This is a genomic window from Aquirufa avitistagni, from assembly GCF_042715545.1.
GTDB classification, from domain to species: Bacteria; Bacteroidota; Bacteroidia; order Cytophagales; family Spirosomataceae; genus Aquirufa; species Aquirufa avitistagni.
This window is the reverse complement of sequence record NZ_JBBKXZ010000001.1, coordinates 155,290-168,280: the sequence shown is the minus strand read 5'-3', so window position 1 is coordinate 168,280 and position 12,991 is coordinate 155,290. Positions and strand designations below refer to the sequence as shown.

Here is a 12,991-nt window from a genome sequence, read left to right as displayed (position 1 = left end):
CTGGCTCAGGAATTCCATCTACTTCAATAGGGGCTTCATCGGAAGGACTAGGCTTGCCTTTACGCGGACGAATGTTACGCGCTGGCTTAGCTGATTCGGATGATTCTTCTGTTGTTTCTGCTGAAGGCGCTTCTCCCATAGGTAAAAGTGGAGCTTGCTCTTCGTTTGATTTTTGAATTCGTTGACGCTTAGGACGTTCGGCGGAATTGGAGGATTCTTTATTATCCATAAATGGGGTAAATGATGTTCTTTTTTGATTGATCAATCCTTATTGAATTGCAAAATTCTGTACCGAATTTGTTTGGCAAAGAGCTAATAAAAGAGGGATTGTCTATTTTGAAGCGCTCTCGTATCGAAACGCTCTGCAATACTACACGCTAAGTATTAGATTGTCAAGCATTTTCTTCTGTTTTTACACCAAAGCCCGATAATTTCGTATTTTTACGACCAATCCAGGTCATGAAATCAGCTAACGAACTCCTAATCACGCAATTGAATGAACGTAAAGCCTCTGGGCTCTTGCGGGAAACCAAATGTGTGGATGACCTCATCGACTTCTGTTCCAATGATTATTTAGGGCTTGCGCGCAACCGAGAATTGGGTGAAGCGATGGCGAAAAATTATTCCGCGTGGTTAGGCCAGCAACCCTTAGAAACGCCGATCAATGGGGCTACAGGATCTCGCCTTATTTCGGGACATAGTAAACTTGTAGACATTTTTGAAACACAATGCGCCGCCATGCATCAAGCAGAGGCAGCCTTATTATTCAGTTCGGGCTATGAAGCGAACGTTGGCCTAATTGCCGCTTTGGCCCAAAAGGACCATGTTATTTTTTGCGATAAATTATTACATGCCAGTTTAATTGATGGCTTACGTTTAAGTGCGGCGGAACGCCGGATATTTAAACATAACGATTTGGGGGATTTGATGCACTTATTGGAACAATACCCGAGCACTACCACCAAATGGGTTGTTGTTGAGTCCATCTATTCGATGGATGGTGACCAGGCACCTTTGGCAGAACTAATTGCACTTCGTGAAAAATATCAGTTTGAACTGATTGTAGATGAGGCGCATGCAGGAGGACTTTATGGATCCAAAGGAGCGGGATTAGGTGCTGCGTTTCCTGAAATTTTTGCGCGCGTCGTTACCTTTGGTAAAGCGTGGGGGAATGCAGGTGCCATTGTTTTGGGGTCCGCAATTTTAAAGCAGTATTTAATCAATTTTGCGCGCCCATTCATTTATTCCACGGCACCCACGCCAGAGCATGTACATCATTTACTAACGGCCATGCCGTTTGTCCAGCAAGCTGAAGAAGCAAGGTTCAGGTTGAAAAGTAATATTGATTTGTTCCGAAAAAACATCAACGCGTCCTCTTGGGGGCCGAGTGAAACCGCCATTCAAACCTTTTTTGTCTCGGGCAACGAGGCGATTCGTACAGTTGCCAAAGCAGCACAAGATGCCGGATATGCTGTCAAACCAATCGTTTATCCCACAGTTCCGAAGGGTAAAGAGCGCATCCGAATTACATTAACATCCCAGACAAAGGAATCAGATATCATTGGACTCATCCAAACCCTTGAATCACATGCATAAGCAGTATATCATCGCGGGGATTGGTACTGAAATAGGCAAAACTGTTTGCGCCGCTATTGTGACTAAAGCATTAAATGCGGCTTATTGGAAACCTATACAAGCAGGAAATTTAACGGATGGAGATGCGTATTGGGTCAAGCAATGGGTTCCGGAAACCAAGCTGTTTCCATCTGTATATGCACTTAATCACCCGCTTTCTCCGCATACCGCGGCGGAACTTGATGGGGTCAGCATTGAAATAGGTGCCTTTTCTTTGCCTGAGACGACTGGAAATTTAGTTGTCGAATTAGCAGGCGGAATTATGGTCCCCTTAAATGATCAGCAAACTAATTTGGACTTGATTAAACACCTCGGAGCCCCTGTAATTTTGGTGAGTAAAAATTACTTGGGAAGTATCAATCATACATTGATGACCTATGAAATTTTAAAATCACATCAGATTCCCATCGCGGGAATTATCTTTAATGGCCAAACAAATTCTTCCGGGGAGGCGTTTATTTTAAATCATACGGGGCTTCCTGTGTTGTTACGTGTGAACGAAGAAAAAGAAATTAACTCAAGCATTATTGCGCACTATGCCGAATCATTCCAACGCTAATTTATCTTCACGTGATGCCGCCGTGGTTTGGCATCCATTTACCCAGCATCAAATCGAACCACTTTCGATTCCAATTACGCATGGAGAGGGCGTGTATTTAGTTGATGCAGATGGCAAAAAATACATCGATGCCATCTCCTCTTGGTGGGTTAGTATTCATGGGCATGCGCATCCATATTTGGCCCAAAAGATTTACGAGCAAGCTTTAAAACTAGAACAAGTTATTTTTGCTGGCTTTACGCACGAACCAGCCATACAATTAGCTGAGCGTTTACTTGGGCATTTGCCTGCTAATTTTCAGAAAGTTTTCTATTCGGATAATGGAAGTACGGCGGTGGAAGTGGGCGTTAAAATGGCTTTGCAATTTTTCCATAACCAAGGGCAGACGCAGAAACGTAAAATCATTGCCTTTGAAGATGCTTATCATGGTGACACCTTTGGAGCGATGAGTCTCGGAGCACCGAGTGCCTTTAATGCGCCGTTTCAAGATATGTTATTTGAGGTAGAATTTTTACCTAGTCCAAGTGATCCGGAAGCATGTATCGCAGCCATGCGTGAAAAAATGCAGGATGCAGAAACGTATGCAGCCTTTATTTTTGAACCTTTAATCCAAGGTGCAGGCGGGATGAAAATGTATGCCCCAGAGACATTGGATACGTTGATTTCTTTGGCGCATGCCAACAAGCTTTTGTGTATCGCCGATGAAATCATGACGGGTTTTGGTCGGACGGGCAAGTGGTTTGCGATGGATTATTTGCAGCATAAACCTGATATAGCTTGTTTCTCGAAAGGATTAACCGGTGGCATGTTGGCGATGGGAATCACTACATGTTCGAATGAACTTTTCGATACATTTCTATCGGATGACCGCAAAAAAATGCTTTTTCATAGCCATTCATTTACGGCAAATCCGATGGCTTGTGCTGTTTCCCTTGCAAGTTTAGATCTGATGGAGAAACCGGAAACGTGGGAAAACATTGCGCGCGTTCAGGCGTGCCATGAGGCTTGGGTTGAAAAAATACGTCCCCATCAAATCATTCAAAATTTACGTGTGCAAGGGACAATCCTCGCATTTGAATTAGAAGATGGACAGGAGAATGGATATATGCATTCCATCCGAGATGATGCGTATCAGTATTTCATAAAAAAAGGGATCCTGATGAGACCCCTGGGTAATACCATTTATATTCTAGCACCTTATTGCATCAGCAATGATGAATTGGAAATCATCTATACGGAAATCGAAAACTTTGCTTCCGGGCTAGTTGGCTAATTTTGTCGACTGCCACGAAACCATTTGCCAGCGTCCATCTTCATATACGAATACATCCGTAAAGCGTAATTTAAGTGGCGTTTCCTTTCCATCTGCACCTAAATTTACAATATTGACAATTCCCGTATTGATACCTGTTTTTCCATAAACGCGCGTGACTAATTCTACTGGATCAATGGATTGGTAGTTTGATTTACCTGAAAAGATTGAGGCAATGTAGGAGTCCTTATTATCCGCTACTCCGCTGGAATGAAAATATACCAGATCCCGATGCATCACTGCCTCAAGACCCGCGCGATCCTTGGCGACCATCACTTTAAATCGACTTAATTCAGCTTGTTTTAATGATGTGACATCTGCTTTTTGCGCTAACGCAATGAAAGTCAAGCAAGTACATACGAGGGTTAATAGACTTTTTTTCATGTTTCAAATTTTAAATTAAAGACAATAAAATAAACGAACTACTCAAAATCTTTCCTATAAATAAATATATTGCGCCCGCTAAACCTACTTTATGTCAACTTTTCAAACGTATTTACTGCTCGGATTGCAGCATATTCTTAACTGGCAAGCCTTAGATCATTTGCTGTTTATACTCGCTATCACCTGTATTTATACCTTAACTGACCTGAAGCGACTATTTTATTTGATCAGTGCGTTCACCTTAGGACATTCACTTACCTTGGTATTAGCCACGTTAAAACTGATTGAAATTTCAGCTGATTGGATTGAGTGGCTGATTCCGTGCACCATATTGATTACTGCGCTGACTAACCTTCGATTTAAAGAGCGCCAAAAACAAAAAAATACCTATTGGATGGTTACCGCTTTCGGTTTAATTCATGGCTTAGGATTCTCAAATTACTTACAAAGTTTATTGGGCAAGGAAGCTGGAATTATCGGACCACTCTTTGCATTTAATGTTGGCCTTGAATTAGGCCAAATGATCGTCGTTGCAGTCATTTTAGGCCTAGGGACATTGTTGATGCACACCTTGCATGTACGCCAACGGACCTATGTGCTGGTCATATCGGGAATTATCATTGGTTTAGTTTTACCGATGATTCTGGAAAGGTGGTAAAAAAAAATGCCCTGAATTTCTCCAGGGCATCCAACATTTGAATCAATATGACTAAAAGTCTTCGTCCATGGAGAATGACATGGATTCTTTGTCGGACATAACACCTGATTTTTGGTATTCTGCCACACGTTTTTCGAAGAAATTTGTTTTGCCTTGTAATGAAATCATTTCCATGAAATCGAATGGATTGGTTGCATTGTAGTTCTTTTTGCAACCTAAAGAAACCAACAAACGATCCGCTACAAACTCAATGTACTGACACATCAATTCAGCGTTCATGCCAATTAATGATACAGGAAGTGCAACAGTTACGAATTCTTTTTCAATTTCTACTGCGTGTAAAATGATTTCATAAATACGCTCTTGAGAAATTTTATTTTTGATGTGATCAGTATATAACATACAAGCGAAATCACAGTGTAAACCTTCATCACGAGAAATCAATTCATTGGAGAAAGATAAACCTGGCATTAATCCACGTTTCTTCAACCAGAAAATAGAGCAGAATGAACCCGAAAAGAAGATTCCTTCTACGGCTGCAAACGAGATTAATCGCTCCACAAAATTATCGCTTTCAATCCACTTCAAAGCCCAGTCGGCCTTTTTCTTCACACAATCAATTGTCTCAATGGCACGCAACAAACGATCTTTCTCTGTTGGATCGTTAATGTAGGTATCAATCAAAAGCGAGTACGTCTCTGAGTGAATGTTTTCCATCATGATTTGAAATCCGTAGAAACATTTCGCTTCAGCATATTGAACTTCTTTCAAGAAGTTATTCGCCAAATTCTCATTTACAATACCATCAGAGGCTGCGAAGAAGGCTAAAACGTGTGAGATGAAGTGACGTTCACCATCATTTAACTTCTTCCAATCCGATAAATCTTGTTGTAAGTCAATCTCTTCAGCGGTCCAAAAGGATGCTTGTGATTGCTTGTAAAACTTCCAGATATCATCGTGTTTGATGGGAAATAAAACGAAACGATTTGGGTCCTCAACTAAAAGAGGTTCAGATAATAGTGCTTTTGACATGTGAAAAATAAATGAATTCGAAATTAAGAATTTATCGCTTATAATCTTTGATTAGTAAGACAATATTTTAGGTCAAATTGTTTTAAAATTTTAAAAGAAAAATCCACCCACTTGAACGACCAAAGCCGTGCCATACGGAGAGTTCGAACCGGCTGAATAATTCAGGTCGTAGAGGACGTTTAAGTTGATGCCCAACTTGGATCCAATGCCTACGCCAACCAACACAGGCGTGGAGTATTTTGTCTTAATAGCTGTGTTAGAAAGATCCTGAAAATTTTCAATCTGCGCAGTTAAATAGCTCTGGCCAATCATCGCAGATAATGCGGGCACGAATTGGCGAACGAAAATCCGTTGGCCCAATAAATTGGAAGCTTGATAACCACGGAATGAAAAATACTGGTAGGTTAAGCCCGCGCCCAAAATTGTGTTATTTGTGAGCATATAGCCAGCCATAGGCGATATTCCAATGCTAGTTGGGTTACCAAAACTCAAACCTGAAATCCCGCCACCATAGTGCATGCGTTGGCGAAAAGGCAATTCACTCACATCGGGTTCAATATCCAAATCTCCCTTCGCGCCGTCCTCCGAAATGACGACTGGATCTTGTGCGTGACTAGTGAATGAGATGGAAAAAAGTGCGAGCGAAAAAAACAAGTATATTGATTTCATATAATCAGTTTATAACATTTCAAAGGCTTCATTTCCCCTTACCTTTGGCAAACCTTGGAGGTTTGCCAAAGGTAGCGTTGGGTTTGTCAAAATTAAAGGATAATTTTGAGATATGAGTTCTCCCTTGCCCCAAGATTTCGAAAATCTGGACCCTCGGTCCCACATCATTATTAAGGGTGCCCGCGTACATAATCTAAAGGGAGTCGACGTCGCAATTCCACGTAATCAATTAGTCGTTATCACAGGCCTTTCGGGTTCTGGAAAATCATCACTTGCCTTTGATACACTTTTTGCTGAAGGCCAACGCATGTATGTCGAAAGTTTAAATTCCTATGCGCGTCAATTTTTAGGTCGCATGGAAAAACCAGCTGTTGACTACATTCGTGGAGTTTCTCCAGCGATTGCGATCGAACAAAAAGTCAATACTAAAAACCCACGTTCGACCGTAGGTACGACAACCGAGATTTACGATTACCTCAAATTACTTTTCGCCCGCATTGGTAAAACGTATTCACCGGTTTCAGGCCAAGAGGTTAAAAAAGATTCCGTGTCCGCCATCGTGGATTGGATCGGAACGCATCCGGACAAAAAAATATTGATCCTTGCTCCGCTTGTGGAACACGCGGATCGAAGCATCCTAGATGAATGCCAATTACTTATTCAAAAAGGATATACACGACTTAAATTCAAGGACGAAATTATTGACCTCGAAGAGCTTGTGGATGATGCGGACACGCTGAAAAAACTTCAAGCCAAACCGCGTGAAATTGCCATATTAGTTGACCGACTCATCAGCAAACCCGATGACGAAGAAACCATTTTCCGTTTAGGCGATTCGGTTCAAACAGCCTATTTCGAAGGCGAAGGGGTTTGTTGGATCGAAGTGGACGGCCAAAAACGCACCCAATTCTCCAATAAATTCGAACTTGATGGCCAGGTTTTTGAAGAACCGAGTCTCAATTTATTTTCATTCAATAACCCCTACGGTGCCTGTAAAAATTGCGAAGGCTATGGAAAAGTCCTTGGACTCGATCCTGACCTAGTCATTCCAGATCAAAGCCTTTCCGTGTACGAAGGAGCGATTGCCCCGTGGCGAAGTGAGCGCATGAGCGAATGGCTACATCCTTTATTGCGCAACGGAATTCACTTCGATTTCCCCATTCACCGGCCATTTAAGGACCTGAGTAGCAAGGAGCAACAATTGCTTTGGAAAGGAAATAAATACTTTGCGGGATTAAATCAATTTTTTGACCATCTCGAAAAAGAAACCTATAAGATTCAATACCGCGTACTTCTTTCCCGTTACCGGGGCAAAACTACGTGTCCCGAATGCCAAGGCTCGCGTTTGCGCGGTGACGCGGCGTATGTCAAAATTAATGATACGTCGATTATCGATTTGGTTCTTTGGCCGATTTCAAAGACCAAAAAATTCTTCGATTCACTGAAATTAACCGAAACCGATCAACAAGTCGCTAAACGTATTTTAATCGAAATTACGAACCGACTGGACTACATGGACCGTGTGGGATTAGGGTATTTGACCTTAAACCGACTTACATCTACCCTTTCGGGCGGTGAATTCCAACGAATCAAATTGGCGACTTCCCTCGGTAGCGCGCTCGTAGGCTCCATGTACATCTTGGACGAACCTAGTATCGGTTTGCATCCTCGGGATACCGAACGCCTCATTTCTGTTTTAGAATTACTCAAGTCGATGGGTAATACGGTTATCGTCGTTGAACACGAGGAAGACATCATGCGCGCAGCGGATCAAATAATTGATATTGGACCGGAGGCAGGCCGACATGGCGGTAATTTGATTTTCCAAGGCAATTTGGCAGAAGCGCTAAAAGACGATAAAACTGACAGCCACACGCTGCGATTCTTGCGTGGTACCGATAAAATTAATATCCCAACATTCCGCAGAAAGCCGTTGGCACATCTCGAGATTAAAGGGGCTAACGAGAATAATTTAAAGAATTTAGATGTTAAAATTCCTTTAGGAATATTGACCGTGGTGACCGGAGTCAGTGGCTCGGGTAAGTCGACATTGATCCGAAAAATACTCTATCCGGCGGTGCTACGTCACTTGCAATTAGGGACGGAGGAAACTGGCAAATTCCGTGAATTAGGCGGTAGTTTGAACAAAATTGCGGGTGTAGAAATGGTTGACCAGCAGCCTATTGGCAAGTCATCACGATCGAATCCGATCACCTACATTAAGGCTTACGACGCCATTCGCTTGTTGTTTTCAGAGCTTCCGCTAGCCAAAACACGTGGCTACAAACCGGCTCACTTCTCATTTAACGTAGAGGGTGGTCGTTGTGAAACCTGTCAAGGAGAAGGGGAAATCACGATTGAGATGCAGTTTATGGCCGATATTAAGTTGGTCTGCGAATCATGCAACGGCCAGCGATTCAAGCAAGAAGTGCTCGACGTTAAATATCAAGACAAAAATATTGCTGAAATTCTCGATTTAACCGTAGAGGAAAGTATTCCATTTTTCCAGGAAAAATCACCTAAAATTGCGGAGAAAATTGATCCGCTTTTCCAAGTTGGTTTAGGCTACATAAAATTAGGCCAAAGCTCAAATTCGCTTTCAGGCGGTGAAGCACAGCGTGTCAAATTAGCGAGCTTTTTGGGTAAAGGAAATGGGAATAAAGGCAAAACCTTGTTTATTTTTGATGAACCTACGACGGGCCTTCACTTTCATGACATCAAAAAATTACTCAAGGCATTAAATGATTTGGTGGAACAGGGCGATACTGTGATCATTATTGAACACAATATGGAGGTGATTAAATGTGCGGATCACATCATCGACTTAGGTCCGGAGGGTGGTGAACAAGGAGGTTACATCAGCTATGAGGGAACTCCGGAAGATATGGTCGTTTTGAAAAACAATCCGACGGCTCATTACTTGAAAGAAAAATTACCGACAAAATAAAAACGATGTTTTCAACCGAACTCCTTTCTAGCGTCTCAAGCAAAATAACGGAAACGACTGCGGGCTTTTCGTTGATCTTGCCGGAATTGGTCGTTGGTATTTGGATCTTGGTGAGCATTTTTGCCGACTTGTTTTTGCATGGAAAGCCTGCGAAAACGGCTGATTCGTGGCGGTATTTTTTGGCGCAAATAGGCATTTTATTGGCCCTGGGTTTGGCCTTTCAGCGCATGACACAAGGCTTAGCAGGTTTTGTTAGCTTTCAGCTTTTCCAAGTGAACATCGGGTCGAACACGATAAATGTGCTTATTATTGCCCTAGGGGCCCTTTTACTTGGATTAAATCAATTACATCAAAAAAGCTTCTCGCTGGAGGAGAACATCGGTTTCTCGTCGATTCTCTTGGGCAGTTTATTAACGTCCATGAGCGCACATATCTTAACGGTATTTCTCAGTTTAGAGCTCATTTCGATGGGTACCTATATCTTAGTTGCCATGCGCAAAGATGCCATTGGTGCTCGGGCGGCTTTACCTTATGTATTATTTGGATTAGGCTCGTCAGCCATATTCCTGTATGGAATGTCGCTTTTATATGGATTAAGTGGCAATATGTATTTGTTCTCCGCGGATTTCAGTCGGGGAATCGCCACAGCTGATCCTGTTTTTGCATACCTCGCTTTGGGGTTAGTTGGCACAGGAATCTTATTCAAAATGGCTTGGGTTCCATTTCACCCTTGGAGTCCGGATCTACTAGAAAGTTTACCAGCCTCATGGATGAGTTGGATATCAGTTGCCCCTAAACTTGCAGTTAGTTTGTTGGGCATTAAGCTCGTGCATTACGTCCCGATTTCGATGGTCTCGACGATAAGTTTATTGGCGATGGCTACTTTATTGGTGGGAAATTTAGCGGCTATGGGCCCAAAAAACAGCAAAAGATTATTGGCCTATTCCAGCATTGCCCATGGGGGATTTATGGCGATGGTTTGGTTGTTTCCGGCAGATCAGGCGCTAAAAGCCTTATTGTTTTATGGATTTTTGTATGGCCTAAGTACTTATTTGGTATTTTATCAGGTAGATGAAGTGACGGGCGACTCGATTGAATCGGATGATATGTTGGCCTGGACAGGTTACGCCCAGCAACAGCCGCTGCGATCGGCCACATTAGTAGTAGGCTTAATCGCCCTGATCGGCCTTCCTCCGGCGGGAACGTTTTTGGCGAAGGTTACCTATTTTAGTCAGTTGTGGGAAAAGTATCAGAGTGGCCAACAAACAAGCGTGTTGGCATTATTACTCGTTGCGGTGATTGTCACCTTGATTTCAGTCTATTATTATTTGCGTATTCCTTTTTTTATTTATTTGAAAAAGCGGGAAAATGTAGATGGATTGCTAGCTGAAAAATTTTCTGGAAAGGATTGGGGGTATTTGCTTTTGGCTATTTTGGTAATTAGCGCTCTAATCACTCCAAACCTGTTTTTTGAGCTATTAAATGTTTAAATAAAAATTAGAAAATAACCCAAATTGCTGATAATAATTCCCTAATTTTGGGCTTTATTTTAGTAAAATCTTCTCCTAAACCAACATGTCTGAATCCATCAAGCACGAATGCGGAATTGCACTAATCCGAATGCGAAAACCTTTTCAGCATTACCTCGATAAGTACGATACGCCGATGTATGGCTTAAATAAGTTGTATTTGATGATGGAGAAGCAGGTGAATCGAGGACAAGATGGAGCGGGGATTGCGAATATTAAAATAGATGTCAAACCGGGTAGCAGGTATATCAGTCGCTACCGTTCTGTAGAACCCCAAGCCGTTGCGGATATTTTTGGGAAGATTAATAAGAAATTTAAGAAAGCACAAAAATTAGCGAAGGAGACTAAGCGCGATACGGGAATTGATGCGGTTCATGATGCGACGTGGTGGCAAGAAAATGTGGCTTTTACCGGAGAAGTACTTTTAGGGCACCTGCGCTATGGTACGCATGGTCAAAATGAAATTGAGAATTGTCATCCGATGTTGCGCCAAAACAACTGGCGGAGCCGGAATCTCGTAATGGCGGGGAATTTCAACATGACAAATGTGGATGATTTGTTTGACAGATTAGTGTCGTTGGGCCAGCATCCAAAAGAGAAAGTGGATACTGTGACCGTGATGGAGAAGATTGGTCACTTTTTGGATGAGGAGAATCAGCGTCAGTTTGGCAAATTTAAAGACCAATATGAAAATCCTGAATTATCGGATGTACTTGCCGCAAATATAGACCTGAAGCGTGTTTTAGAACGTTCTTGCAAGGATTTTGATGGTGGCTATGCGATGGTGGGAATGACAGGTTACGGTGCTTCTTTTGTGGCGCGTGATCCGGCGGGTATCCGACCGGCGTACTATTACATGGATGATGAGGTCGTTGTGGTCGCTTCGGAGAAACAAGCAATAAAAACTTCTTTCAATTGTGCGTATGACCAAATTAAGGAGATTACTCCGGGTCATGCCTTGATTATTGAGATGGATGCTTCGGTTAGCGAAGTGCCATTTATTGACCGAATTGAGCAGAAATCTTGTTCGTTTGAGCGTATTTATTTCTCGCGTGGATCGGATCCAGATATTTATCGCGAGCGTAAGAAACTAGGTCGATTATTGATTCCTCAAATTCTGGATGAGGTTAAAAATGACTTAAAACATACTGTGTTTTCATATATCCCAAATACGGCAGAAAGTGCCTTTTTGGGGATGATTGATGGATTGGAGGATCATTTGGCGAAGGAGCGAAAGAAAGCCATCATGGAAGGCGTATTGTTTGAGGAGCAGCTGGAGGAGTTGTTGACCTTCCGTCCGCGTGTCGAAAAACTGATTTCCAAAGATGTCAAAGTACGTACTTTCATTGCGAGTGATGCGATGCGGGATGACATGGTGTCGCATGTCTATGATACGACCTATGAGGTGATTGAAAAAGGAGTTGACTCGGTTGTGTTAATCGACGATTCGATTGTGCGGGGAACGACCTTAGAAAAGAGTATTTTAAGTTTATTGGATAAGTTATCACCTAAGAAAATTGTTATTGTTTCTTCGGCGCCACAAATCAGATATCCGGATTGTTACGGGATTGATATGTCCAAAATGAAGGAATTCGTTGCTTTCCGCGCGGCGCTTGCCTTGTTGAAGGAACGTGGCATGGAGCATATTTTGGATGAAGTAAACTTGAAATGTTTGTTGGCCCTCGAAAATGGCACCGCATCCAGTGAGAACTTTGTAAAGGCGATTTACGCGCCATTCACCGACGAGGAGATTTCGGACAAAATTGCGGAGATCGTTAAGCCAAAGAATCTGCAAGCTGAGTTATCCATTGTATACCAAACGGTTCCGAACTTGAATTTGGCCTGCCCAAATCACTTAGGCGATTGGTATTTCACAGGTAATTTCCCGACGCCGGGTGGAAACCAGGTGGTAAATAAGTCATTTGTGAATTTCATGAAAGGGGTTGAAGTCCGGGCGTACTAGCTAGGAATTTATTTCCACCGGTCTAAACCGCCTTCGATCATCGGTTCTTCTAGAAAAGTCAAATTCCCATTATCTTCTAAAATGATGGTAATGTATTCCCATTGCTTATCGTAACGCGGAATTTGACAGATCCATTGATTTTGTTCGTTTCGAAAAGCTACAGTAAAGTAGGATCGAAGGGTTGCGGAGGAGTATAATTCAACTACTTTTTTTCCTTGCATGTAGGCAAAAAGTCGTTTGAAGAAAGATACTTGCATCGCTTAATTTGAGAGTGTAGATCAATTACAACTCAAAAATACCGCG

The 12,991-nt window shown here is 42.3% G+C and carries 11 protein-coding genes; 7 read left to right on the top strand and 4 right to left on the bottom strand.

The annotated features are described in order from the left end of the window. The first annotated feature begins 459 nt into the window (after positions 1-459). The 3 genes from U0R10_RS00730 to bioA are packed head-to-tail and all read left to right on the top strand — an operon-like array spanning position 460 to position 3,467. Positions 460-1,596, top strand: coding sequence for an aminotransferase class I/II-fold pyridoxal phosphate-dependent enzyme (locus U0R10_RS00730; protein ID WP_377981763.1), 1,137 nt, complete (start codon positions 460-462; stop codon positions 1,594-1,596). Further along, positions 1,589-2,194, top strand: coding sequence for a dethiobiotin synthase (bioD, locus tag U0R10_RS00725; RefSeq protein ID WP_377981762.1), 606 nt, complete (start codon positions 1,589-1,591; stop codon positions 2,192-2,194). The genes U0R10_RS00730 and bioD overlap by 8 nt, the downstream gene beginning before the upstream one ends. Further along, positions 2,172-3,467, top strand: coding sequence for an adenosylmethionine--8-amino-7-oxononanoate transaminase (gene bioA, locus U0R10_RS00720; RefSeq protein WP_377981761.1), 1,296 nt, complete (start codon positions 2,172-2,174; stop codon positions 3,465-3,467). Before bioD ends, bioA begins: the two co-directional genes overlap by 23 nt. Here bioA and U0R10_RS00715 read toward each other — a convergent pair. Beyond that, the gene (locus tag U0R10_RS00715) at positions 3,456-3,890 is read right to left on the bottom strand and encodes a nuclear transport factor 2 family protein (protein ID WP_377981760.1); all 435 of its coding nucleotides are present in this window, start codon (positions 3,888-3,890) and stop codon (positions 3,456-3,458) included. The two genes, bioA and U0R10_RS00715, sit on opposite strands and share 12 nt — an antisense overlap. 91 nt (positions 3,891-3,981) lie before the next feature. Here U0R10_RS00715 and U0R10_RS00710 point away from each other — a divergent pair, with 91 nt between their 5' ends. Next, positions 3,982-4,548, top strand: coding sequence for a HupE/UreJ family protein (locus U0R10_RS00710; RefSeq protein ID WP_377981759.1), 567 nt, complete (start codon positions 3,982-3,984; stop codon positions 4,546-4,548). A 51-nt stretch (positions 4,549-4,599) separates the two neighbouring features. On the opposite strand, the gene U0R10_RS00705 is transcribed toward U0R10_RS00710, so the two are convergent. Together U0R10_RS00705 and U0R10_RS00700 are read right to left on the bottom strand one after the other, a co-directional pair. Beyond that, entirely contained in the window at positions 4,600-5,580 is a 981-nt protein-coding gene (locus U0R10_RS00705) for a ribonucleoside-diphosphate reductase small subunit (RefSeq protein ID WP_377981758.1), read from the bottom strand. Positions 5,581-5,670: 90 nt separating this feature from the next. Continuing rightward, a complete protein-coding gene (locus tag U0R10_RS00700) occupies positions 5,671-6,249 on the bottom strand; it encodes a hypothetical protein (RefSeq protein WP_377981757.1) in 579 nt (192 codons plus the stop codon). A 112-nt stretch (positions 6,250-6,361) separates the two neighbouring features. Here U0R10_RS00700 and uvrA point away from each other — a divergent pair, with 112 nt between their 5' ends. The 3 genes from uvrA to U0R10_RS00685 all read left to right on the top strand — a co-directional run bounded on the left by uvrA (position 6,362) and on the right by U0R10_RS00685 (position 12,688). Then, a complete protein-coding gene (gene uvrA / locus U0R10_RS00695; protein WP_377981756.1) occupies positions 6,362-9,196 on the top strand; it encodes an excinuclease ABC subunit UvrA in 2,835 nt (944 codons plus the stop codon). Between the two features lie 5 nt (positions 9,197-9,201). Then, the gene (locus tag U0R10_RS00690; RefSeq protein WP_377981755.1) at positions 9,202-10,686 is read left to right on the top strand and encodes an NADH-quinone oxidoreductase subunit N; all 1,485 of its coding nucleotides are present in this window, start codon (positions 9,202-9,204) and stop codon (positions 10,684-10,686) included. Between the two features lie 85 nt (positions 10,687-10,771). Next, a complete protein-coding gene (locus tag U0R10_RS00685; protein ID WP_377981754.1) occupies positions 10,772-12,688 on the top strand; it encodes an amidophosphoribosyltransferase in 1,917 nt (638 codons plus the stop codon). A gap of 8 nt (positions 12,689-12,696) precedes the next feature. Here U0R10_RS00685 and U0R10_RS00680 read toward each other — a convergent pair whose 3' ends face one another. After that, the gene (locus U0R10_RS00680; RefSeq protein ID WP_377981753.1) at positions 12,697-12,945 is read right to left on the bottom strand and encodes a hypothetical protein; all 249 of its coding nucleotides are present in this window, start codon (positions 12,943-12,945) and stop codon (positions 12,697-12,699) included. Positions 12,946-12,991 lie beyond the last annotated feature (46 nt).